Genomic DNA, 23,571 nt, shown 5'->3' with positions numbered 1-23,571 from the left:
GCTATCGTGAAAATTGGATACAATCAATCAAATGCAATGAAATGCTCTAGTGTAGATAAAGATTTAGTCTTGTGTGAAAAAAATGGCTTTGATTTTATCGAACTAAGGTTAGATATGCTTCATGAATATCTAAAAGATCATGATATAAATGAATTAAAGCAATTTTTTGAAAAAAATAACTTAAAACCTCATGCATTAAATGCACTTTATACATTTTCAACATTATTTGATGGTTCTCAAAGCCAACAGGAGCAAGATTTAGTAGCAGAATTTATCTGGGGATGCGAAATAGCGCAAATAATTGGATCTGAATATTTTATTATTGTTCCCCCATTACAAAGAAATCCCGATGGCGGGCCATTTATTGGTTCATGGGAAGATAATTATAAAAATTCAGTACGAATCCTATCTCACTTATCAAATTTAGCTAAGCCCTATGGCATTAAACTTTGCTTTGAATTGGTTGGTTTTAATCGCAGCTCTGTTAGAACTGTTGAACAAGCCTGGCAAATAGTAAAAGCAGTAGATAAAGATAATGTTGGGTTAGTTATTGATTCTTTTAATCTTTATCTATACAACCGTTTGAACGACTTTTCAATAATAAAACAAATTCCTGTTAATAAAATTTTTGCTGTACATATAAATAATGGTGACGACGCACCTGATGAACAGTTATCTCAAGCATTACGTCGTTTTTGCGATAAAGGAGTACTCGATTTAAATAATTTTCTAATCACATTAAAAGATATGGGATACACAGGAATGGTTTCGATTGAAACATTTCGGCCTGAATATTGGGAAAAGACGCCTGAATGGATAATCTCCCAAGCATATCAAACAACTCATAAAATCATGAGTGATTGTAACTGTTTAACTAATGGACGTTATGTATAACTAATAAGGAAATAACATGAAAGCAACAAAATCTCGATATTTTGTATTGGTGTTACTTTTTATTGTAACAGCAATCAATTATATGGATAGAGCAAATTTATCTGTAGCCGGCACAAGTATTCAAGCTGATTTTTCATTAACTCCAACACAACTTGGTCTTCTTTTTTCAATGTTTACTTGGGCATATGTTTTAAGTCAAATACCAGTTGGCTATATACTTGATCGCATTGGAGTACGAAAATTATACGGATGTGCAATTGTTTTATGGAGTATATTCACTCTACTTATGGGAATTGCTTCAAATCATTTATTTACCACAGCAACAGCATCATTCATTTTTTTACTGTTATGCAGAGCGTTAATAGGTGTAGCTGAAGCGCCATCTTTTCCAGCTAATACTAAAATAATATCAACTTGGTTTCCTACCCAAGAAAGAGCTAGTGCTACTGCACTTTATGCTTGTGCGCAATACATTGGCCTTGCGGGATTGACACCAATTTTAGCTTTCGTTGTGGCTAATTATGGTTGGGAAATGTCATTTTACGTTTGTGGTATTGTAGGTATCATCTTCGGTATTTATTGGTTAATCCGTTATCGTGATCCTCTAGATAGTAAAAATACTAATCAACTTGAAATTGATTATATAAAACAAGGAGGTGGTCTAGGACAAGCCCAAAAACGCCAAGAAAAAGTTGAATGGAAAGAAATTAGTTATGTGTTAAAGCAACGTAATTTTTTAGGCTTATGTATCGCTCAATTTGCCTTAAATTCAACCCTTTATTTCTTTCTTACTTGGTTTATTGTTTACCTAGAAAAAGGGTTACATTTATCTATATCTAAAGCTGGTATTGGGGCAATGTTCCCTTATATTATGGCGATGGTTGGATTATTATGCAGTGGATTTGTAAGTGATGCATTAATGAAAAAAGGCAAAAGTAGAACTTTTTCACGAAAATTACCATCAATTTTAGGGTTAGGTTTTGCTGGGGTTATGTGTTTAGCTAACTTTTTTGAAGATTATCCAGCTATTGCCATTGGTTTATTATCATTTGCTTTTTTTGCAAATGCTTTTGCAAATATCGGTTGGGTTTTACTAAGTGATATTGTACCAGCAAAAGTAATGGGTACAGTTGGAGGATTTTTCAATATTGCTGGTAACTGTGCGGGTATAATTACTCCAATTATCATGGGGTTAATTCTCGAATACACTAATAGTTTTGCTTATGCAATGTGTTATATCTCTGCTGTTTCTTTAATTGGGGCTCTTGCACACATTTTCATTATTAAAAAATTAGAAACAATAGAAATTCCTGAAGGAATCTAACGATAATTTAATTTTATTATGGTGATATTTGTTGCTGATATTTATTGTAATGAGTAATTAATATTCAAATAATCATTGACACAACAATGATCATTTGATAAAAATATCACCAATATTTTATAAATAATATAACAATTGAGAAGTTAATGATTAAATTTACTAGCCTCCTACTCAGCCTCCTCCTCGCATCAGTTTGCGCGGATAGCTTGTGTGTGGAGTAAAAGTGATTTAATACTTAACTCGATAGATTAACAAGAACCCGCGCTAAAGTGCGGGTTTTTTGTTTTCTTAACTTGAAATACCGAGATAGCACCAAAATATAAAGGAAATAACAATGAGCGATCAGATTATTATTTTTGACACAACATTACGTGATGGTGAGCAAGCGTTACAAGCAAGTTTAAGTGTTAAAGAAAAATTACAAATAGCTTTAGCATTAGAAAGAATGCGGGTTGATGTGATGGAAGTTGGTTTTCCTATCTCATCGCCTGGTGATTTTGAATCAGTACAAACTATCGCTAAAACCATTAAGAATAGTCGTGTATGTGCGTTGTCTCGTTGTATTGACAAAGATATTGATGTTGCCGCTGAAGCGCTAAAAGTAGCCGATCAATTTCGTATTCATACCTTTATGGCGACATCAACCTTACATGTTAAAGATAAATTAAAAATGACATTTGAAGATGTCGTTGAACGAGCGGTGCACTGTGTTAAACGTGCACGTAATTATACAGATGATGTGGAGTTTTCTTGTGAAGATGCAGGCCGTACCCCAATTGATAACTTATGTCGGATTGTTGAAGCAGCAATTCAAGCAGGGGCAACAACGATCAATATTCCGGATACTGTCGGTTATACTGTCCCTTATCAATTTGGTGGCATTATTCGTACCTTATTTGAACGTGTCCCGAACATTGATAAAGCGATTATCTCTGTTCATTGTCATGATGACTTGGGCATGTCGGTGGCTAACTCGATTAGCGCGATTCAGGAAGGTGCTCGGCAGATTGAAGGCGCGATGAATGGTTTAGGTGAACGAGCTGGTAATACTGCTTTAGAAGAAGTGATTATGGCGATCAAAGTTCGTCAAAATATCTTAAACGTTCACACTAATATCAATCATCAAGAAATCTACCGTACCAGCCAAATTGTAAGCCAAATTACTAATACACCAATACCGTCTAACAAGGCGGTTATTGGTAGCAATGCTTTTGCCCACTCTTCAGGAATACATCAAGATGGTGTATTAAAAAACCGCGAAACTTATGAAATCATGACACCAGAGTCGATCGGTTTAAATCAAATCCAATTAAATTTAACTTCACGCTCTGGTCGAGCAGCTGTTAAACATCGCCTAGAAGAATTGGGTTACCACGATAACGATTATAATTTAGATCAAGTTTATGAAGCTTTTTTAGAGCTTGCTGATAAAAAAGGCCAAGTTTTTGATTATGATTTAGAAGCTTTGATATTTATTAATCAACTTAAAGATGATCAAGAGCATTATGTTTTAGATTATTTTAATGTTCAATCAGGCTCTACTGTCGTTTCAACTGCGTCAGTAAGTTTGATTATTGGCGATCAAAAATATTCAGATGCGGCAACGGGTAATGGTCCAGTTGATGCAGTTTATCAAGCAATAAATCGTATTACTGGTGAACCAATTACCATTGTAAAATATCAATTAGCTTCTAAAGGTCAAGGTGAGAATGCCTTAGGTCAAGTTGATATCGTTGCCGAATATAAAGGACGCAAATTCCACGGTGTTGGGCTTGCGACTGATATTGTTCATTCATCCGCATTAGCATTAATTAATGTTTTAAATAATGTTTATAGAGCTAATCAAGTTGCTGAGCAAAAACAAAAATTGCACCACGATTAAATAATAGATGCGATTTCGTTATTTATTGACGAAATGCTTAAATTAATTATAAGGAATAGATATGTCTCAAAATTACCATATTGCAGTATTACCTGGCGACGGTATTGGTCCAGAAGTGATGAAACAGGCTTATAAAGTGCTTGAAGTCATTCGTCAAAAATATAACCTTGCAATTACGACTAGTGAATATGATGTCGGTGGTGCAGCAATTGATATTCATGGTTGTCCATTACCTAAAGAAACACTAGAAGGTTGTGAAAAAGCCGATGCTATTTTGTTTGGCTCAGTTGGTGGTCCAAAATGGACAAACTTACCGCCAGATCAACAACCTGAACGCGGAGCTTTATTACCATTACGAAAACATTTTAAATTATTTGCGAATATGCGTCCTGCTAGTTTATATCAAGGTTTAGAAGAATTATGTCCTTTACGTGAAGATATTGCTAAGCGTGGTTTTGATATTTTATGTATGCGTGAGCTAACTGGTGGTATCTATTTTGGTTTACCCAAAGGGCGTGAAGGTTCTGGCCCTCAAGAACGTGCTTTTGATACTGAAGTTTATCACCGTTTTGAAATTGAGCGTATAGCTAAAATGGCATTTGAAGCTGCAAAAATTCGTCGTAAAAAAGTCACTTCTGTTGATAAAGCTAATGTATTACAAACATCAATATTGTGGCGTGAAGTTGTAAACGAAGTTGCTAAACAATATCCAGATGTCGCACTTGAACATATGTATATCGATAATGCAACCATGCAACTTGTTAAAGATCCTTCTCAATTTGATGTATTATTATGTTCTAATTTATTTGGTGATATTTTATCTGATGAGTGCGCTATGATTACCGGTTCAATGGGAATGCTACCGTCTGCTAGCTTGAATGAAGATGGATTCGGATTATATGAACCAGCTGGCGGTAGTGCACCAGATATTGCTGGTAAAAATATTGCTAATCCAGCGGCACAAATTTTATCTTTAGCATTATTAGTGCGTTATAGTTTAAAACGTGATGATATCGCCAAAGCTATTGAAAATGCAGTTAATAAAGCTTTAGAACAAGGGACCCGCACTATCGATCTTGCTCGTGGTGGTAGTTATGTTTCAACCGATGAAATGGGTGATACCATTTGTCGTTTAATTTAATTTTTAGACTAAGGGTTAAGCTATCATTTTAACCCTTTTAAAGAATATTAAAGGAATATAAGCAATGTCTACAAAACCAAAAACATTGTATCAAAAATTATATGATGCACATGTTGTCTATGAAGCACCGAATGAGACCCCTATTTTGTATATCGATCGCCATTTGGTTCATGAAGTAACCTCTCCTCAAGCCTTTGATGGCTTACGAGCGATGAATCGTAAAGTCCGCCAACCACATAAAACATTTGCTACGATGGATCACAATACTTCAACGAAAAGCAATGAGTTAAGTGCTTGTAGCGAGATGGCTAGAATCCAATTAACTGAATTAGCTAAGAATGCTGAAGAATTTGGCGTATCTTTATATGGTTTACAAAGTCCATTACGAGGTATCGTTCATGTTGTTGGACCTGAACAAGGCATGACATTGCCTGGTATGACCATTGTGTGTGGTGACTCACATACTGCAACGCATGGTGCTTTTGGTGCATTAGCTTTTGGTATTGGGACATCAGAAGTTGAACATGTTTTAGCTACCCAAACCTTAAAACAAGGTCGGGCTAAAACCATGAAAATTGAAGTAAAAGGCAAAGTAGCCAGTGGCATAACTGCTAAAGATATTATTTTAGCCATCATTGGCAAAACAACGAGCGCTGGTGGTACTGGCCATGTAGTTGAATTTTGCGGGGAAGCAATTACATCTTTGTCAATGGAAGGTCGAATGACATTATGTAACATGGCGATTGAAATGGGTGCCAAAGCTGGACTGGTTGCACCGGATGAAATCACATTTGAATATTTGAAAGGTCGACAATTTTCGCCTAAAGGGACAGATTTTGAGCAAGCAGTCGCTTATTGGAAAACCTTAAAAACAGATGAAGGTGCACATTTCGATACGATTGTAACTTTGGAAGCTAAAGATATTGCTCCACAAGTAACTTGGGGAACTAACCCTGGTCAAGTCACTGCTATTGATAAGCAAGTTCCAAATCCACAAGATTTTTCTGATCCGATTGAAAAACAGTCTGCTGAACGTGCGTTAGCTTATATGGGTTTAACTGCTGGTACTAAGATGTCTGATATTAAGATCAATAAAGTATTTATCGGCTCTTGCACGAATTCTCGTATCGAAGATCTTCGTGCTGCTGCAGAAGTCGCCAAAGGACGTAAAGTAGCTGATGGCGTTCAAGCTTTGGTTGTTCCAGGTTCTGGGCCTGTACGTGAACAAGCGGAAGCTGAAGGATTAGACAAAATTTTCATCGATGCAGGTTTTGAATGGCGTTTACCAGGATGTTCAATGTGTTTAGCGATGAATGATGATAAGTTAGCTCCTGGCGATCGCTGTGCATCAACCAGTAATCGTAATTTCGAAGGACGACAAGGACGTGATGCCAGAACACATTTAGTTAGCCCTGCAATGGCTGCTGCTGCTGCCATTACTGGTCATTTTACTGATATTCGCAAACCATTTTAAGGAGACTTGTCATGGCGAAATTTACAAAACATACTGGATTAGTCGTTCCTTTAGATGCTGCAAATGTGGATACTGATGCCATTATTCCTAAACAATTCTTACAGAAAGTTACTCGTACAGGATTTGGACAACATGCATTTCATGAATGGCGATTTTTAGATGATGCCGGTAAACAACCAAACCCTGAATTTGTGTTAAATAAACCTCGTTATAAGGGTGCGAGTATTTTATTAGCTCGTGAAAACTTTGGCTGTGGATCTTCTCGTGAACACGCTCCATGGGCATTAACAGATTATGGTTTTAAAACTATTATAGGATCGAGTTTTGCCGATATTTTTTATAATAACTCGTTCAATAATCAACTATTGTTAGTGAATCTACCTGAAGAAGATGTTGATGAGCTTTTCAAGATTGTAGAAGCCAACGAAGGAATTGAGTTTACTATTGATTTGGTTAACGAAGTTGTCATTGCTGGAGATAAACAATATCCTTTTAAAATTGATGCTTTTAAACGCCATTGTTTGTTAAATGGACTAGATAATATCGGTTTAACACTTCAACATGAAGATGCAATCAGTGCCTTTGAACATAAGATTCCAACATTTTTAGCTTAAAATCTTTATGAAAATATCATCGCTTATTGTTGTTTAAGCGATGATATCTCACTACTTCTTAAATAAACTTTCAACTACACTTTATATAAATAACTAACCAAAGCTATACTTGTAATCACTGAGTTTTATATTAATCAATTCAATTAGATAAATGGTTTATTGCTTATCGGTTAAGTTATCACTTAAGGTGTGATGACTACATATTAAGAATTAAGTTAAAGTTGTTTTCGATGGCTTGATGGAGGTATTGATAACGCTTCACGATATTTGGCCACTGTACGGCGAGCAATTATGATACCTTGATTTTCAAGGAGTGAGACTAATTTACTATCACTCAGAGGTTTTTTAGAATCTTCATCTGAAATATATTTTTTAATTAATGCCCGAATTGCTGTGGAAGAAGCTTCCCCACCGGATTGAGTGTTAACATGACTTGAGAAAAAGAATTTTAACTCAAAAATACCGGTTGGGCATTGTAAATATTTTTGCGTTGTCACTCGTGAAATAGTCGATTCATGCATATCTATAGCTTCAGCAACATCAGATAAAATCATTGGCTTCATATATTCAGCGCCATTTTCAAAAAAGTCTTGTTGATGCTCAACAATAAATTGACTAACTTTTAATAACGTCTCGTTACGATTCTCGACACTTTTTATAAACCAATTAGCGTCTTGTAAATGTGAGCGAATATATTGGCTGTCATGTTCATTGCTGACTTTTTCCATCGCAGCATAGTGTTGATTAATACGTAGCGTTGGAACAGTATCATTATTTAATTCTGCTATCCATTTACCATCAATTTTTTTCACTACAACGTCCGGAATAACATAATCAGGTGGCGTGGTATTAACAGAATCCCCCGGATAAGGCTGTAAATGTTGAATAAAGTTAATAGCTTCTTTTAGTTGCTCATCAGAAGCATTTAATCGTTTTTTCAGTGTCCGGTAATCATGACTTGCTAATAAATCTAAATTATCATTGATGATCTCTTTTACTAATGCCGGTGGTGTTACATGTTGGATTTGAATAGATAAACATTCTTGTAATGTTCTTGCTCCAACCCCGATGGGATCAAAATGCCAAATTCGCTTTAATACAGCTTCAACCTCGTCAAGCTCAATTTCATTATTACCTTGTTCCTCTAAAATTTCTTCAGTTGAAACAGTCAGGTAACCTCTTTCGTCTATTGCTTCAATAATGGATAGCGCAATTGCACGATCTACCTCACTAAAAGGCGTTAAATCTAATTGCCAATTTAAATAATCATGCAAGGTTTCGTGTGTTTCACCTTGATAGATAGGTAACTCATCATTACGATAATCTGAATAGGTTCCTGATGGTGTGCCTGCAGTATAGATATCATCTAAAGTTGCATCTAAAGGAATATCCTCTGGGATTTCTTGACTATCGAGTGCTTCACGAGTATCAATATTTTCGCTAGGCTCATGCTCTTCAACATTGATCTCATCGTATTGATCAGCAACCTCTAATAGTGGATTGTTTTCAAGTGCGGTTTGAATTTCTTGTCGTAATTCTAATGTAGACAATTGCAACATTCGAATCGCCAGTTGCAATTGTGGCGTCATTGACAACTGTTGCGATACCTTCAGTTGTAACCCTTGTTTCATCATAATCTATAATCTGAATTCATGTCCTAAGTAAACACGTTTTACATATTCATTATTTAATATGCTATCTGGCGTACCTTCAGCAATTAAATGTCCCTTATTTACTATATAGGCACGTTCACAAACATCAAGCGTTTCACGGACATTATGATCCGTAATTAGTACCCCTAACCCACGATCTCGCAGATGTTTGATGATATTTTTGATATCAATAACAGAAATCGGATCAACCCCAGCGAATGGTTCATCAAGTAAAATAAATTTTGGATTAGCAGCTAAAGCTCGAGCAATTTCAACTCTTCGTCTTTCACCGCCTGACAAAGATTGACCTATATTATCTCGAATATGTGTGATATGAAATTCTTCAAGTAACTCTTCTGCTCGATTTAATTTTTCATTTTTGTCAATATCTTGGCGTGTTTCTAAAATAGCCATAATATTGTCTATAACAGATAATTTTCTAAATATTGAGGCTTCTTGAGGTAGATAACCAATACCTTTTTGAGCACGCTCATGTAATGGTAAAATACTGATATCATGATCATCAAGATAGATTCTTCCTGCATTTAAAGTCACAATGCCAACTACCATATAAAAAGTAGTAGTTTTACCCGCACCGTTAGGACCAAGTAAACCAACAATTTCACCAGAATTGACGGTGAGACTTACATCTTCAACAACACGTCGTTTTTTATAAACTTTTGCGAGGTTTTCAGCTTTTAAAATTGACATTTTATTTATTCATCTCTTTAACTTGACTTGGGATGATAGTAGATTTCACCCGTCCTGAATTACCCGGCTGCGCAAGTATTCGTTGTTTTTTGACATCATAAGTAATGATCGGACTTTTTATACGGTTATCTTGCTGAATAAGCTCCGCATCACCTTGCAGTACAATATTACTTTCTTTCACATCATAAATAACTTGTGATGAATGACCTGTTACAACTTTATTATTTTTAGGCATAATTTGCTTATATCTTACAGGGTTACCATATCCAGTAATTTTTTGTTTGGTAGAGTCTTGCATATCGGTTATAACAACCTTATCAGCCCAAATGGTAAGACCTTCCTGAACAATCTGTACATTACCACTAAAGGTAATAATATTTTTTTCAATATCAATTTGTTGGTTATCTGCATCAATTGTAATAGGTTTATCATTAACAACCATCTTTTGATCTTTTTGAGGGGAAGACGCTTCAAAATTAGGCTCATTTGCAAAACAAGCAAATGATACATATAACATAAAAAATAATGGATAAATTGCTTGTTTTCTCAATCTCATTTTTTATTGTGCCTCAGTATTATAATAGGTTTTTATATTCTCAAGTATATTTGCCGTCTTTTCTCTTAAATCGCCGACTAACCCTGTCCCCGTCGATAAAAAGCCAATCCCTTTTATTTTTACAGGATCATTTGATGTGACAAGTTGTGTTTTTAAATCGACCACTGCGTTATCTGTCAATACTTGCTGTAATTGTGAATCAGGTGATAAATTTGTTAATTGAACATCTTGATAAAGGTAGATTAATTTATCATTAGTCAATGTTGCACGTTTTGCTTGAATATGCCAAGTCGCGGCATGTTCCTGATCGTAAAGCGTGACATTAGGTAAATCAAAATCTGTATTTTCATTGCTATCAAAATGTTTTACTTTGCTTGAAGCAATTTTATATACCATAGTGCCTGATAAATCATAGACATTGGTTATCATCTCATCACTTTGATAAATGGGTGTATCAGGCGAATTTGCGTTTGATGGTGCGACCGAAACACTATCTTCTGTTTGGTAAACAGAATAAATACCAATTATCAGAATAAGGAGTAGGATACAGATTAAATTTTTTTTATTCATAGTTTACGTTAATTATGTAAATAAAGTTAATCACTAATAAAAGTAGACCTTTATTACAAATCACCCAAAAATTGCCTTATTTTACTTTATTTTTTAGTAAATTAATATCTAACATTAAAAGAAGTTAAATCATTTTGGGGGGGCTGTTCTGAAACATCAATACCAGTTATTCGTGCGGATGTAGGACCACCTCTTTCAATCCACTGTATTAACTTAGATATTATTAAATCATCCCCTTTAGCAACTAACTCAACGTCACCATTATCTAAATTTCTAACATAACCCGCTAATCCTAACTTAACTGCTTGTTGATAGGTAAAAAAACGGAACCCTACCCCTTGAACACGACCAGATACTCTAATTTTAACTTGTTTTATCATACTAAAAAGTCTCACTCGATAAACTAAGCTTAATTTAAAAATTGAAATCGCGAATTAGTTTGTTTATTTAATAAAATGATCAATCAACAAACCATTCATTATGCTGTTGTGATACTATTTTTATCGTTTTTAATATAGTTGATAAATGCTCATGAAGTGCAAGTGCAGCCATTTCAGGATCATGATTTTTTAGCGCAATAACGATTTTTCCATGCTGTTTAACTAGGTCTTCTGGTGGGGATATATCTTCTAAAGTAAGGTATCTTACCCTGTCCATCATTGCTTTGATATTTTCGACGGTTTCCCATGCCATGGGGCAATCAATAACATTCATTATAATCTGATGAAATTCATCATCTTTTTCAAGAAAATAACCAATATCTTTATGTTTGTTAGCGTCAATTTGTTCTTTTAAATTTTTTTCGAGTAATAAAAGATCTGAATCATTAATTTCTTGTGCTGCACGTTTAATAATTGCACACTCAACCGCATCACGAATAAATTGACCATCAATTACTTTTTTAACTGATATTTTCGTTACAAAAGTTCCACGTTGTGGAAGAATTTGGACCAATCCAGCTTCTGCTAGTTTAATAAAAGCTTCACGAACGGGTTGGCGTGAAACATTAAATTGACCCGAAATGTCTTTTTCAGACAATAAAACACCTGGTAATACTCGGCAAGTGATAATGGCCTTTCTTAATTGGCGATATATTTGTTGATTAACAGGTTCTGAGGTAGTTAACGCTTCCGATTTGAACATATATTACTTTCAAAAAACAAATTACAATAAAAGAGAATATAGGGGATTTTTGAATATAAGAAAAGTTTTTTATTTAATAATAAAAGTGCAATCATCTAAAGATGATTGCACTTGGCTTATTAATTATTGTTAGTGGAATTAAAAATTTTGAGTTATTTGTTTAACGGTCTCTTTTGCTCCTATGTCTCTTAAAGAAAGATAAGCTTTAGTTACCTGTTCAATAAACAATGGATTTTGGGGTAGATCCTCTCCAAAAACATGTTTTAAAGATAACAGTGTATTAACTCGATCTTGATTATCAGAACTATTTAAAACCAACTCTTTTAATTTCTCGGCTGCCGGATCGCAAACTTCAATAACGTTACCACTATCATCCACACCACTAACATAACGCATCCAAGCTGCAACACCTAAAGCTAAACAATCAAATGGTGTACCATTAGCTAAATGATATCTAACAGAATCAAGCATACGTTGTGGAAGCTTTAATGTTCCGTCCATTGCGATTTGCCATGTACGATGTTTTAAACCGGTGTTGCGATAACGATCGAGTAATGAATCAGCATAAGCTGACAAATCAACATTTTTTACCCGTAATGTAGTTGCTTGCTCATTTAACATTAAATGCCTAGCTGCTTTAACATAATTAGGATCTTGCATACATTCATCAATATGCATATAACCAGCTAAATAACCTAAATAAGCGAAAAATGAATGACTACCATTTAACATGCGTAATTTCATCTCTTCATAAGGCAATACATCATTAACTAATTCTGCCCCTGCTTTTTGCCACTCTGGACGACCAGCCACAAAATTATCTTCAATCACCCATTGTCTAAATGGTTCACCAGCGATACCTGCCGGATCATCAATACCACCAAGTTGTTTTTTTATTTTAGCCATCGTTTCTGGCGTTGCCGCAGGTACAATTCGATCAACCATTGTTGATGGGAAAGTAACATTATCCTCAATCCATTGCGCTAAACTTTCATCGCGCTGCTTAGCCAAGGCTAAAACAACATTACGAGTAACATGTCCATTTTCAGGCATATTGTCACAAGACATAACTGTAAAAGGTTTTAATCCTTGCTCTTTACGTAAACGTAAAGCTTCCACAATGACACCTGGAACAGATTTAGGTGTATGTGGATTAGTTACATCATGAATAATTAATGGATTATTAGTATCAATTGATGATGTTGATGGTAGATAGCAATAACCTTTTTCGGTTACAGTGATTGACACAATTGCAATTTCTGGGCGAGTCATCACATCTAAGACTTTCTGAATTCCATCAACATCTGCATGTAATGCTTCTTTTGCAATACCTACAACACGAGTATTCCAATTATCATAAGACATTTCACACACACTAAATAAGCAATCTTGTTGTTTTAAATCTTGAATTTGTGCTTCACCACCAATCAAGTTAACTTCACAGTATCCCCAATCGCTATCATATTGCGCAGCCAATATATCTGCATAAATAGCTTGATGAGCACGATGAAATGCTCCAAAACCAAGATGAACAATTTTGGTTTTAATTTTGCTTCTATCATAAGTTGGAACAACTACCTCTTTAGGTAGTTGTGATAAAGTTTGATTCGATAATCTCATTATTTCTTCCGTCTAATTTTTACTATCTGCCGCATCATGTAAGTCAGCTAAATCACGATCTTTTACCTCCGGCATAAGAATAGCCGAGATAAGACCAATACATGAGTAAACAATAATCATAGCCACAATTGGCCACCAATCATTTACCATTTTACAGAAAATTCCAGCCAGAATTGGGCCAAATCCTACGGCAATTAAACCACCTGCTTCTTTAGATATTGCCATTTGGGTGAATCGATTGCGAGCACCGAACATTTCGGCCATGGTGATGTTTTCTAGGGCAAATAAGCCTAAAACTGCAATATTATGAATGAGAATCAAACATAATGTAATAGTATTTACAGAATGATTTATATCTACAATGATAGATAACATTGGATATGCTAGTATAATTGCAGACAATGTTAGTATTATATAAGGAATTTTTCGACCAATCTTATCTGATAACCAACCTAAGAAAGGAATAGTCAAGAAGCCGACAATTGAACTAAACATAATTGCATCAGTTGGAATACTTTTATTAAATAATAATGCTTGCACTAAATATCCCGCTAAGAAAGTTTGGATTAGACCAGAATTTCCTGCTTGACCAAAACGTAATCCTGTAGCTAACCAGAATGATTTACTTTTAAACATTCCAAGTAATGAGATATGTTTTGTAACATCACTATCATTTTTTAGCGTATTAGTATCATTAACCTCATCAAATACAGGGCTTTCTTTTAAATTCATTCTTAGCCAAATTGCAAAAATCATAACAACAACACTTGCTATAAATGGAATGCGCCAACCCCATGCAACTAATTGATCTTTATCTAATAAAAAAAACATAAATGCCCATATTGCTGTTGCACTTAATGTCCCACAGTTAGTTCCCATTGCAACTAATGAAGAAATTATTCCTCTTTTCCCTTTTGGTGCATATTCAGCGAGCATTGTTCCAGCGCCAGAAATTTCAGCACCTGCGCCTAATCCTTGAATTATACGTAAAACAACCAACATCAATGGCGCAAAAATACCTACTTGAGCATAAGTTGGTAGTACACCAATTAACGTAGTACATACCCCCATCATTGTAATAGTAATGAATAAAACTTTTTTACGGCCGATAGCATCACCCATGCGACCAAAAACGAAGGCACCAATGATTCGTGCAACATAACCAGCACCATAAGTGCCCATTGCTAAAATCAGCGCCATAATAGCAGATTGTTCCGGAAAGAAAATTTCATGGAAAACTAAAGCAGCACCTAAAGAATATAATTGAAAATCCATAAATTCTAGAGCTGTTCCTAACCAGCCTGATACTGCGGCTTTAACTAAATCCGAAGTATCCCTTTCACACTTATTTCCTATATTATTCATACTGTTCTCTCTTTTAATATTTTATCTAAAAACGTTCTTCATAAGGCTTTTTGAGTGTTAATTAAAGGTCAATAAAACTTTGCAGCAATGTTTCTGATCTTTCTCAAAAGTTTCAATAGCTTGAATTACTTGCGTATAATCAAATTGATGAGTGATTAGCTTCTGAGGGTCTATTAATTTTTTCTTTAACCAATCGATAACAACTGGAAACTTATTCGCATTTAATCGAGAAGAAAAAATAGATAGCTCTTTGCTGGTTATCCCTTGTTGAGTAATTACACAAGGATCACTTGAAAAGCCCATGATTAGGATCCTTGCAGCGGGAGAGGCAATAGTAATTGCTTCTTGTAAAATCGAAGGATGACACGCAGCATCAATTATAATCGTCGGTTTAATATTGAGTTTTTCTAGTTCATTCTTTAGTAATATATCTGTATTGTTTATTACTATATCTGCACCACTTGTTTGTGCCATAGCCAAACGTTCATCAATTCGATCGACAACGATAACTTGTTTAACTTTATAAACACCTTTTAGCGCCTGTACTGATGTTAGTCCCATTGGACCTGCACCATAAATTAAAGCAACATCATTTTCAGCTGGTTTCAAATGACTAGTAGCATTCGCTGCAATAGTAAACGGTTCAATCATTACAGCAAATTCATTACTAATATCATCTGGAATCGGGTAGGCATTTTTGCTTGGCACTGTTGTATATTGACTAAATCCACCATCACGATGAACGCCTAAAACAGTCAAAGATGTACAAACATTGGGACGCCCAACTGAACAAGGGTAACAACAACCACAGCTAATGACGGGATCGACAGAAACACGTTCACCAATTCTTGATCGATCTACTCCTTCACCTACCTCATCAATGACGCCAAAAAATTCATGTCCGATGACTCTTGGATATTTTGCAAATGGATTGTGTCCTCGATAAATATGACTATCTGAACCACAGATGCCAGCTAGTTTAACTTTGACTCTAACTTCACCTTTAGCTGGTTGAGGAACTTCACGTTCCTCGATTTCTAGTTCATTAGGTTTTTTTACAACGATACTTTTCATATAAGCTCCCTCAACTTACCAATTCCACAACGTGCCATCTTCTAAACGAGCAATTGGCAAATAAGCGGGGTTGTATGGATATTTTGCTGCTAGTTTTTCATCAAAATCGATACCTAAACCTGGTTTGTCACTTGGGTGCATATAACCATCAGTAAAGGTCCAGTTTGGTGAGAAGACTTCTAGCATTTGCTCTGAGTAACCCATAAATTCTTGAACACCAAAGTTAGGTACCCACATATCAAAATGAAGTGCAGCTGCATGACAGATTGGTGATAAATCTGATGGTCCATGAGAGCCTGTTCTAACTTGATAAAGCGACGCAAAATCAGCTATTCGACGCATATGAGTTATACCGCCTGCATGGGTTATTGTGGTTCGGATATAGTCAATAAGCTGTTCTTCAATTAACTGTTTACAGTCCCAAATACTGTTAAATACTTCACCTACGGCAATTGGTGTTACGGTGTGTTGGCGAATTAAACGGAAACATTCTTGATTTTCCGCTGGTGTTGGGTCTTCCATCCAAAATAGGCGATAGTCTTCAACACTTTTACCAAATCGAGCTGCTTCAATCGGTGTTAAACGATGGTGCATGTCATGCAATAAATGTTCGTTAAAACCAAATTTATTTCTTACTGCCTCAAATAATTTTGGTGTGAAATCAAGATATTTATCGGTAGCCCAAAACTGTTCTTCAGGATAGTTACCTCGTGTTGCTGGTTCGTAAGCTAAGTTTTTACCTTTACTTTGACCATAGGTGGTTTTCATTCCTGGTATGCCACACTGCACTCGAATGGCCTTAAAGCCCATTTCTTTATGTTTAGCATAATCATCTAACGCTTCTTCAATATCTTTACCTGTGGTATGGCAATACACCATTACACCGGTACGAGAAGCTCCACCTAATAATTGATAAAGTGGCATATTGGCAACTTTACCTTTGATATCCCATAACGCCATATCTATGGCTGATATTGCTGACATCGTCACAGGTCCACGACGCCAATAGGCACCTTTATAGAAATATTGAAAAATATCTTCTATTTGACTGGCATCTCGACCTATTAATTGTGGGCAAAGATGATCTTTAAGATATGATGCGACGGAAAGCTCACGTCCATTGAGCGTCGCATCACCTACTCCATATACGCCGCTATCTGTCGTTATTTTTAATGTGACAAAATTCCTTCCTGGACTACAAACAAAAACTTCTGCTTTTACAATTTTCATTAAATACCTCGAAAATAAATTGTGTAACTACAAATTAATCGATTAAATACTACCATACAAGTAGATTAGTATATTTTTGTGAGAGAGATCACATTACGAAGAAATATCTCAAAGAAAAAAGGAGCTTTTATAACGCGCTTCACAGAAGTTTAAATAAAAGATGGCATATGTAATGCATTGAAAGTTATTGAAAGAGGAACATCATTTATTTTATATATCATGCAATTTTATACATGATTTTGATCCCCTAAGTTAAATTTTTTTCTTAAATTACATTCAAAAACCCCGTTCCTCAAAATTTAAAAAAAAGTTGAGGAACGGGGTTTTTGAAAGCTTATATATAAACTGCTTTATGTGATATCCCTTTTTATAATAGAATCATCTGTCACATTTCAAACCTTCATTTTTTAAAGTAATAAGTATTGGATATAATTTTGATTCTTCTGATTGATAACTATGATTCATTTACATTTAATATATATGATTACCTGTGCCGTGCTGGCGCGAAGGTTATGGTCATCAAAAATGATGAAAAATCTATTGATGAATTAAAACAATTGTCGTTTTCTAAAATGGTAATTTCCCCAGGGCCAGGTACGCCAGATAATGCTGGGATATCGTTGTCAGCAATTCAGGCTTTTGAGAATAAATGTCCAATACTTGGTATCTGTTTAGGCCATCAAGCGATTGCTCAATATTTTGGATTCTCGATTATTAAAGCACCTGTACCCATGCATGGAAAAATTGATGAGATCATTCATGATGAAAAGGGATTATTTTCTGGAATTAAAAATCCTCTGTCTGTTGTAAGATATCATTCGTTAATTGTACAAAATTCGTCAAATGAGTCACCTTTAACAATCACTGCTACCAATAAACAAGGGTTGATTATGGGGTTACGACATAAAACATTACCTATCGAATCTGTACAATTCCACCCTGAAGCGATCAAGACTGAATTTGGTTTAAAAATGATAAGCAATTTTGTTAGTGAGCAATAAGCATGAAAATTTATATCGATTTTGAGGGGCAACGTAAATATTTTTGTGATCCAATAAAAATCATAAAGTCATCGGATTATCACTCAATAAAAAAACATATTGATGAGATAGAAGAGTTTATACAACAAGGTTATTTTGCTTGCGGTTATCTTGCTTATGAAAGCGCTATGGGCTTTAATGAGTCAAATAAGACCAAAATAGTCACAAAGTCAGACCAGGATTTACCTTTACTTTTTTTTGGTATTTTTGAGAGCTATACAACAATAGCTCATACTGAATGCGCTTTACCCGAATATTTTGAATTGTCTTGTGACACTAATATTGACGAATATCAGCAGAAAATTAGTTATATTCGATCACAAATTGAATTAGGCAATACTTATCAAACCAACTATACCATTCAATTTAACGCTTCATTCAATGGTGATCCTTTAGATTATTATCATTTTCTACAAAAAAATAATCGGGCAAATTATTGTGCCTATATTGAATTTGAAAATAATCATATTTTATCTATCTCCCCTGAGCTATTTTTTAAATTAGAAGATAGAACCATTACAACTAAACCGATGAAAGGAACAGCAGCACGAGGTTTAAATTCTGACCAAGATAAACAACAAGTGGCGCTGTTGAAGTCAGAAAAAAATCTTGCTGAAAATATGATGATTGTTGATTTACTTCGTAATGATTTAAGCAAAATATCAGTGCCAGGTTCAGTAACCGTTCCACATTTATTTACAGCAGAAAAGTATCCGACTGTCTGGCAACTCACTTCAACTATTCAAGCAACCGTAAAAGAAAATATAAGTTTGTATCAGCTATTTCAAGCGCTGTTCCCGTGTGGTTCAATTACTGGTGCGCCCAAATCAAGTACCATGCAAATCATTAGTGATATTGAAAACTCGGCCCGTGGGGTTTACTGTGGCACAATTGGTTATGTAGAACCTTTAATGAAAAAGGCAGTATTTAATATTCCAATACGAACTTTAACCATACATAATCAACAGTTGAATTATGGTGTTGGTGGTGGCATTACATGGGATTCAACTGCTGATGATGAATATCATGAGATTTTAGCTAAAACAGCCATCTTAAATCGAACGCTAACTATTCCTGAATATATTATTGAAACATTATTGCTTAAAGATGGCGAGTTGGTTTTGTTTGATATGCATTTAGATAGGTTGATAAATTCAACGAGTTATTTTGATTTTGAATGTGATATTCAAACAATTAAACAGACATTAACTAATTTAGCAAAAACTCATTCATCAGGAAGATATAAAATTAGGCTTCTGCAACCTAAATATGGCCAAGCAAAAATAAGTCTCGATAAACTTACTCATTCAATGGTAATTGATAAGCTTGATTTTGCACCCAAATGTGTCGATAAGGAAAACACTTTTCTCTATCATAAAACGACTAATCGACAACACTTTCCCGAATTAGCAGTTGGGCAAGAATATATCAATTATAATCAATATGATGAAATCACTGAGTTTGTTAATGGTAATATTGCGTTGTTGATTAATGAAAAGTGGGTAACACCAACTATTACTTCGGGTTTACTTGCTGGTACTATGCGACAGTATTATTTGGATAATCATCAATTAACCGAGCAAAAGATTGTCAAACAAGATATTTTACAAGCCGATAAAATAGCATTTATTAATAGTGTGCGAGGATGGGTTGAAATTAAAGACCAGATATTAGATAAATTAAAAGCACTGTTTTGATGATCTGAAATTAAGAGCAGAGAACATTCCGTCATCATATTGACGGAATGTTTAGTAAGTATTAATGTTTAATTGAATTTGCAAAGTCTAATTCTTCATTTTGCCAGCCTTCGGATAAGGCTTTTACCAAAGCATCATAACCATTTGTTGCAAGTGGAACATGACGTTCAATAGCTTTAGTTACAATTTTACCTTTCTTATCTGTCACTACCCAGCGTCCTTTTATGATTGCATCGCCATTATAACCGCCATGGAAACCATCAATAAAAAGTTTAACTGTAAGAGTTGGCGTGGTAATTGATTTAGTTGACACCAAATAATTAGGCAAAATTTGAGTTAAGTCTTGTGACAATCGATCGGCAAGTTGTTGAGACAGCGTCGATGCCCATAAATGATTAGTTGCTGTGACATATTTTATGTCCTGTGTTTGCAGGACAATACCGGGTTTATTTAAGAAACTAGCTACCTCAATGGACTCAATCCAAATAAAATGATCTGTAGTTTGTGTCATTCTTGAGCCAGTCAAATTACTAGTTAATTGAAAATAACTTTTACTCGGTGCATTTGATGAACAACCAATTATAGTTCCTAATAATGTCACCAATATCGTAACTTTTAGCGTTCGAATTAATTTAACCATTATTTCTTACCTCTGGCTTTGGGTTCTTGGTCTTTTTTATTTGGCGCTGAGAAAATCAATGCATTACTTTTATTATTTAATGTGTTAAGTAAAGGAGTCAGCTCGTCCATCATTAGTTGAATTTTCTGTAAACTTTCGATCATTTGCGTGTTAAGTTCAGATCCCGGTTGCAACCCTTTCATGGTCTCGTGTAATGAACGAATTGCCTTTTGTAAATCCTTCGGCATAGCTTGCATCTCTTTACTCGCCATAATTTGATTTAATGAATTCATTAGTTTTTCACTTGATTCTAATGATTTATTAAATTGTGTCATCGTGTTATTCAACGGTAAACTGTTAAAGTTGTCGAGTAATTGCAATATTTTTGCTTGAATTTGAGCAAATCCTGTTGATGTTGTTTCGATAGTATCGTAACCATATTGGTTAGCTAATTTTATATTGTATTTATTTTTTAAATCAGGATAAAAATCTAGATCAATATAAAGCGCACCAGTAAACATATTGGACGTTTTTAATGATGCTCTTAGTCCATTTTTTTGTTCATCTTTTATCAAAGCTGCTATATCGATCTTATCATCAACTAATTCTGATAGACGATCAGGCTCTATTCTGATTAATACTGGTACTTTTTGGTTGAGAATTGATCTTTCTTTTAACATTTCTGTGGTATAAAACGGTACTTTACTCACTGTACCCAATCTTATACCATGATATTCCACTGGCGCACCTTCGGTTAATCCCGATATGGAATCAGTAATCATAATTAGAAATTCTTTATATTCAGTGTACTGTGAATCTTGAATCGATTTTCTATCTTCATATAATTTATAGACATCATGTTGCTTCGCCGGTTCACCTAGTTTTGCGCCATCTGGTAAATCAAAGCTGATTCCACCAGACATTAGAACATCTAACGAAGGAACTTCAAGACTTGCTCCACGTGATGATAAAGATAAATTGATACCACCCTCTTTCCAAAAGCGTACATTTTCGGTAACTAATGCATCATAAGGTTTGGTTATAAAAACTTGATATTTCATTTTACGAGCATCGACATCAAATAAGGACGTTTCAACATTACCGACTTGATAACCACGGAACATCACTTTTGCACCACGAGGTACTACACCACTTTGGTCACTTTCTAAATTTAAGCGAATTCCTTTTATACTTGGATCAGATAACGGTGGTGTATCAGATAAAATAAATGGGTTATTTTTGAAACTATGCGTATCGTTGCCTGAGACCAGTTCAATATATACACCAGATAAAATAGTGCCAAGCCCTGTCACACCATCACGGCCAATTTCAGGTTTAACTACCCAAAAAATTGAGTCATTTTTTAACAATGGTTCCATATCATTATAAATTCGACCTTTTATGACGACTTTCTTGTAGTCATCAGATAATGTCACTTCATCAACTATACCAACGTCAACACTACGATTTTTGATTACTGTCTTACCTGCAACAATGCCATTTGCATCATTGGCTAATAAGGTAAAAGATGTGCCTCTATCAGCAAAGTGGGCATAGATAATCCATAATCCAACAACGGCGGTTACTATGGGAATAATCCATATTGCAGAAATTGCTCGGATTTTAATTATTTTTGCTATTTTTCTTGAGGTTGCCATATTATTCCTATTATTCTATTTTCGATTTCGATCCCAAAGTAAGCGTGGATCAAATTTTTGGGATGCAATCATAGTAATGATGACGACGGTTGCGAAAAAAGTAACACCAATATCAGGATAAACTCCCATCATTTGTTGGTTTCTAACTAAAGAACAAACTACAGAAACAACAAAGATATCTATCATTGACCATTTACCAATAAATTCTACCGCATTATATAATTTCTTCATTTTTAAGCAATTATGTTTATTTTTATCTTTCACGGCTAAAGCAAAATAACATAACCAGCTGAGTGAAATAATCTTTAAAATTGGAATAACCACACTTGCGGAAAAGATAACTAATGCCACTGGTACATCCCCTGACTGCCACATATAGATAACACCATCCATAATAGTTGAGGTCGACGCTGAGCCAAATACAACTGTGATCATAATTCCGAATAAATTAGCGGGAATATAAATTATTAATGAAGTTACCAATAATGCAATTGTCCATTGTATTTTATCTCGCCCTCTTACTTGGCTTTTTTGTTTACATCTTGGGCATTTGGCATACTCAACAGGGACGATTGCATGGCAACATTGACACAATTTTATATTTTGAGAAATTCCCGTTTCACCAACTTCTAATGCTTTTATTGAAAAATCACTTCGATGAATTTCATTCCAGATTTTACCCGGAGTGAAGATAACTAAAGCTTTAATATAAAAGAATACGAATAAACAAAATGCCCAAAATGTGCTAGTTACACCAATATTGCCATAACTCATTAATTTAACGAAACTAACTAATATGCCAGTTAAAAATATTTCAGGCATACACCAATGTTGGAATTTTTCATAAACAATAAGTAAATCTCTTTTCCGATATTTGGTTAAATTAATATTTGAACAAAGTAAGGCAATAATTGATAAATTGAGTAATGGAAAGACTAATACGAAAAAAATAAATAATGCTGAAATATAACTATATTTATCAATAAAAAGTATTCTTGGAATGTCCAGCACACTTACGCCATTGACATTACCAACTAAATTGATATCAATAAAAACAAAACCACAAGCAACAATGAGCATAATTAGAGAGCAAATTGCATACATTGCCGCTCTAAACTTCATATTGACATTGTTTTTAAATAATATTGTATTACATCGTGGACAAACAGCTTTGTGGCCAACTGCAACATCAGCTAATTCGATGACCAAATCACAATGAGAACACAATACATAGTCTTGACTATCAGTGGTCATTATTTTCCTTTATTTATATTTTAAGCTATAAAGATGTTTTTGATTAGCATAAC

21 protein-coding genes are annotated in these 23,571 nt (G+C 34.7%); 8 read left to right on the top strand and 13 right to left on the bottom strand.

What is annotated here, in order from left to right:
• The first annotated feature begins 6 nt into the window (after window positions 1–6).
• The 6 genes from J3U23_RS01105 to leuD all read left to right on the top strand — a co-directional run bounded on the left by J3U23_RS01105 (window position 7) and on the right by leuD (window position 7,329).
• On the top strand, window positions 7–894 hold the full coding sequence (locus J3U23_RS01105) for a sugar phosphate isomerase/epimerase family protein (protein WP_267338222.1): 888 nt from the start codon (window positions 7–9) through the stop codon (window positions 892–894).
• A 16-nt stretch (window positions 895–910) separates the two neighbouring features.
• Window positions 911–2,218, top strand: coding sequence for an MFS transporter (locus tag J3U23_RS01100; protein ID WP_065734236.1), 1,308 nt, complete (start codon window positions 911–913; stop codon window positions 2,216–2,218).
• A gap of 334 nt (window positions 2,219–2,552) precedes the next feature.
• Window positions 2,553–4,100, top strand: a complete 1,548-nt coding sequence (gene leuA, locus J3U23_RS01095; protein WP_065734235.1) for a 2-isopropylmalate synthase — start codon at window positions 2,553–2,555, stop codon at window positions 4,098–4,100.
• Window positions 4,101–4,161: 61 nt separating this feature from the next.
• Window positions 4,162–5,241, top strand: a complete 1,080-nt coding sequence (gene leuB, locus J3U23_RS01090) for a 3-isopropylmalate dehydrogenase (RefSeq protein WP_065734234.1) — start codon at window positions 4,162–4,164, stop codon at window positions 5,239–5,241.
• A 64-nt stretch (window positions 5,242–5,305) separates the two neighbouring features.
• Window positions 5,306–6,715, top strand: coding sequence for a 3-isopropylmalate dehydratase large subunit (gene leuC / locus J3U23_RS01085; protein WP_267336738.1), 1,410 nt, complete (start codon window positions 5,306–5,308; stop codon window positions 6,713–6,715).
• 11 nt (window positions 6,716–6,726) lie between these two features.
• Window positions 6,727–7,329 (top strand): 3-isopropylmalate dehydratase small subunit, encoded by a 603-nt coding sequence (gene leuD, locus J3U23_RS01080; RefSeq protein WP_065562279.1) that lies wholly within the window; start codon window positions 6,727–6,729, stop codon window positions 7,327–7,329.
• Between the two features lie 215 nt (window positions 7,330–7,544).
• Here the strand turns inward: leuD and J3U23_RS01075 are convergent, their stop codons facing one another.
• The 10 genes from J3U23_RS01075 to manD form a co-directional block, all read right to left on the bottom strand.
• Window positions 7,545–8,960 carry an RNA polymerase factor sigma-54 gene (locus J3U23_RS01075; RefSeq protein WP_416379925.1) on the bottom strand — a complete coding sequence of 472 codons (1,416 nt, stop codon included), beginning with the start codon at window positions 8,958–8,960 and terminating at the stop codon, window positions 7,545–7,547.
• Between the two features lie 6 nt (window positions 8,961–8,966).
• Window positions 8,967–9,692 (bottom strand): LPS export ABC transporter ATP-binding protein, encoded by a 726-nt coding sequence (lptB, locus tag J3U23_RS01070; RefSeq protein WP_065562280.1) that lies wholly within the window; start codon window positions 9,690–9,692, stop codon window positions 8,967–8,969.
• Between the two features lies 1 nt (window position 9,693).
• The gene (gene lptA, locus J3U23_RS01065; RefSeq protein ID WP_267330076.1) at window positions 9,694–10,248 is read right to left on the bottom strand and encodes a lipopolysaccharide transport periplasmic protein LptA; all 555 of its coding nucleotides are present in this window, start codon (window positions 10,246–10,248) and stop codon (window positions 9,694–9,696) included.
• A 3-nt stretch (window positions 10,249–10,251) separates the two neighbouring features.
• Window positions 10,252–10,818, bottom strand: a complete 567-nt coding sequence (lptC, locus tag J3U23_RS01060) for an LPS export ABC transporter periplasmic protein LptC (RefSeq protein ID WP_065562282.1) — start codon at window positions 10,816–10,818, stop codon at window positions 10,252–10,254.
• Window positions 10,819–10,919: 101 nt separating this feature from the next.
• Window positions 10,920–11,198 (bottom strand): acylphosphatase, encoded by a 279-nt coding sequence (gene yccX, locus J3U23_RS01055; protein ID WP_267338221.1) that lies wholly within the window; start codon window positions 11,196–11,198, stop codon window positions 10,920–10,922.
• Window positions 11,199–11,277: 79 nt separating this feature from the next.
• The gene (locus J3U23_RS01050) at window positions 11,278–11,961 is read right to left on the bottom strand and encodes a GntR family transcriptional regulator (RefSeq protein WP_065734229.1); all 684 of its coding nucleotides are present in this window, start codon (window positions 11,959–11,961) and stop codon (window positions 11,278–11,280) included.
• Window positions 11,962–12,099: 138 nt separating this feature from the next.
• Window positions 12,100–13,581 carry a mannitol dehydrogenase family protein gene (locus J3U23_RS01045; RefSeq protein ID WP_267338219.1) on the bottom strand — a complete coding sequence of 494 codons (1,482 nt, stop codon included), beginning with the start codon at window positions 13,579–13,581 and terminating at the stop codon, window positions 12,100–12,102.
• A gap of 12 nt (window positions 13,582–13,593) precedes the next feature.
• Window positions 13,594–14,946 (bottom strand): MFS transporter, encoded by a 1,353-nt coding sequence (locus tag J3U23_RS01040; RefSeq protein ID WP_065734227.1) that lies wholly within the window; start codon window positions 14,944–14,946, stop codon window positions 13,594–13,596.
• 57 nt (window positions 14,947–15,003) lie between these two features.
• Window positions 15,004–16,020 carry a Zn-dependent oxidoreductase gene (locus J3U23_RS01035; protein ID WP_267338218.1) on the bottom strand — a complete coding sequence of 339 codons (1,017 nt, stop codon included), beginning with the start codon at window positions 16,018–16,020 and terminating at the stop codon, window positions 15,004–15,006.
• A gap of 15 nt (window positions 16,021–16,035) precedes the next feature.
• Window positions 16,036–17,250, bottom strand: a complete 1,215-nt coding sequence (manD, locus tag J3U23_RS01030) for a D-mannonate dehydratase ManD (protein ID WP_065734225.1) — start codon at window positions 17,248–17,250, stop codon at window positions 16,036–16,038.
• Between the two features lie 434 nt (window positions 17,251–17,684).
• Between manD and J3U23_RS01025 the strand changes: the two genes are divergently transcribed.
• Together J3U23_RS01025 and pabB are read left to right on the top strand one after the other, a co-directional pair.
• The gene (locus J3U23_RS01025; RefSeq protein WP_267338217.1) at window positions 17,685–18,251 is read left to right on the top strand and encodes an anthranilate synthase component II; all 567 of its coding nucleotides are present in this window, start codon (window positions 17,685–17,687) and stop codon (window positions 18,249–18,251) included.
• Window positions 18,252–18,253: 2 nt separating this feature from the next.
• Window positions 18,254–19,987, top strand: coding sequence for an aminodeoxychorismate synthase component I (gene pabB, locus J3U23_RS01020; RefSeq protein WP_267338216.1), 1,734 nt, complete (start codon window positions 18,254–18,256; stop codon window positions 19,985–19,987).
• A gap of 61 nt (window positions 19,988–20,048) precedes the next feature.
• Here pabB and J3U23_RS01015 read toward each other — a convergent pair whose 3' ends face one another.
• From J3U23_RS01015 to J3U23_RS01005, 3 genes are read right to left on the bottom strand one after another with little or no spacing between them, the layout of a single operon-like run.
• A complete protein-coding gene (locus tag J3U23_RS01015; RefSeq protein ID WP_267330069.1) occupies window positions 20,049–20,627 on the bottom strand; it encodes a PqiC family protein in 579 nt (192 codons plus the stop codon).
• Window positions 20,627–22,264 carry an intermembrane transport protein PqiB gene (gene pqiB, locus J3U23_RS01010; RefSeq protein WP_267338215.1) on the bottom strand — a complete coding sequence of 546 codons (1,638 nt, stop codon included), beginning with the start codon at window positions 22,262–22,264 and terminating at the stop codon, window positions 20,627–20,629. Before pqiB ends, J3U23_RS01015 begins: the two co-directional genes overlap by 1 nt.
• A gap of 15 nt (window positions 22,265–22,279) precedes the next feature.
• The gene (locus J3U23_RS01005; protein ID WP_065734220.1) at window positions 22,280–23,518 is read right to left on the bottom strand and encodes a PqiA/YebS family transporter subunit; all 1,239 of its coding nucleotides are present in this window, start codon (window positions 23,516–23,518) and stop codon (window positions 22,280–22,282) included.
• Window positions 23,519–23,571: the final 53 nt, after the last annotated feature.

Origin of the sequence: Gilliamella sp. B3367, from assembly GCF_026536825.1 — a bacterium.
In the GTDB taxonomy this organism is placed as follows: domain Bacteria; phylum Pseudomonadota; class Gammaproteobacteria; order Enterobacterales; family Orbaceae; genus Gilliamella; species Gilliamella apicola_E.
This window is presented reverse-complemented; position numbering and strand designations above follow the sequence as displayed.

Bases quoted from the DNA above. Each gene is read 5' to 3' on its own strand.
- pabB (WP_267338216.1), top strand. From the start codon at position 18,254: ATGAAAATTTATATCGATTTTGAGGGGCAACGTAAATATTTTTGTGAT.
- lptB (WP_065562280.1), bottom strand. From the start codon at position 9,692: ATGTCAATTTTAAAAGCTGAAAACCTCGCAAAAGTTTATAAAAAACGA.
- leuC (WP_267336738.1), top strand. From the start codon at position 5,306: ATGTCTACAAAACCAAAAACATTGTATCAAAAATTATATGATGCACAT.
- manD (WP_065734225.1), bottom strand. From the start codon at position 17,250: ATGAAAATTGTAAAAGCAGAAGTTTTTGTTTGTAGTCCAGGAAGGAAT.
- J3U23_RS01040 (WP_065734227.1), bottom strand. From the start codon at position 14,946: ATGAATAATATAGGAAATAAGTGTGAAAGGGATACTTCGGATTTAGTT.
- J3U23_RS01045 (WP_267338219.1), bottom strand. From the start codon at position 13,581: ATGAGATTATCGAATCAAACTTTATCACAACTACCTAAAGAGGTAGTT.
- J3U23_RS01005 (WP_065734220.1), bottom strand. From the start codon at position 23,518: ATGACCACTGATAGTCAAGACTATGTATTGTGTTCTCATTGTGATTTG.
- yccX (WP_267338221.1), bottom strand. From the start codon at position 11,198: ATGATAAAACAAGTTAAAATTAGAGTATCTGGTCGTGTTCAAGGGGTA.
- leuD (WP_065562279.1), top strand. From the start codon at position 6,727: ATGGCGAAATTTACAAAACATACTGGATTAGTCGTTCCTTTAGATGCT.
- J3U23_RS01075 (WP_416379925.1), bottom strand. From the start codon at position 8,960: ATGAAACAAGGGTTACAACTGAAGGTATCGCAACAGTTGTCAATGACG.
- J3U23_RS01050 (WP_065734229.1), bottom strand. From the start codon at position 11,961: ATGTTCAAATCGGAAGCGTTAACTACCTCAGAACCTGTTAATCAACAA.
- lptC (WP_065562282.1), bottom strand. From the start codon at position 10,818: ATGAATAAAAAAAATTTAATCTGTATCCTACTCCTTATTCTGATAATT.
- leuA (WP_065734235.1), top strand. From the start codon at position 2,553: ATGAGCGATCAGATTATTATTTTTGACACAACATTACGTGATGGTGAG.
- J3U23_RS01035 (WP_267338218.1), bottom strand. From the start codon at position 16,020: ATGAAAAGTATCGTTGTAAAAAAACCTAATGAACTAGAAATCGAGGAA.
- lptA (WP_267330076.1), bottom strand. From the start codon at position 10,248: ATGAGATTGAGAAAACAAGCAATTTATCCATTATTTTTTATGTTATAT.
- J3U23_RS01100 (WP_065734236.1), top strand. From the start codon at position 911: ATGAAAGCAACAAAATCTCGATATTTTGTATTGGTGTTACTTTTTATT.
- leuB (WP_065734234.1), top strand. From the start codon at position 4,162: ATGTCTCAAAATTACCATATTGCAGTATTACCTGGCGACGGTATTGGT.
- J3U23_RS01015 (WP_267330069.1), bottom strand. From the start codon at position 20,627: ATGGTTAAATTAATTCGAACGCTAAAAGTTACGATATTGGTGACATTA.
- pqiB (WP_267338215.1), bottom strand. From the start codon at position 22,264: ATGGCAACCTCAAGAAAAATAGCAAAAATAATTAAAATCCGAGCAATT.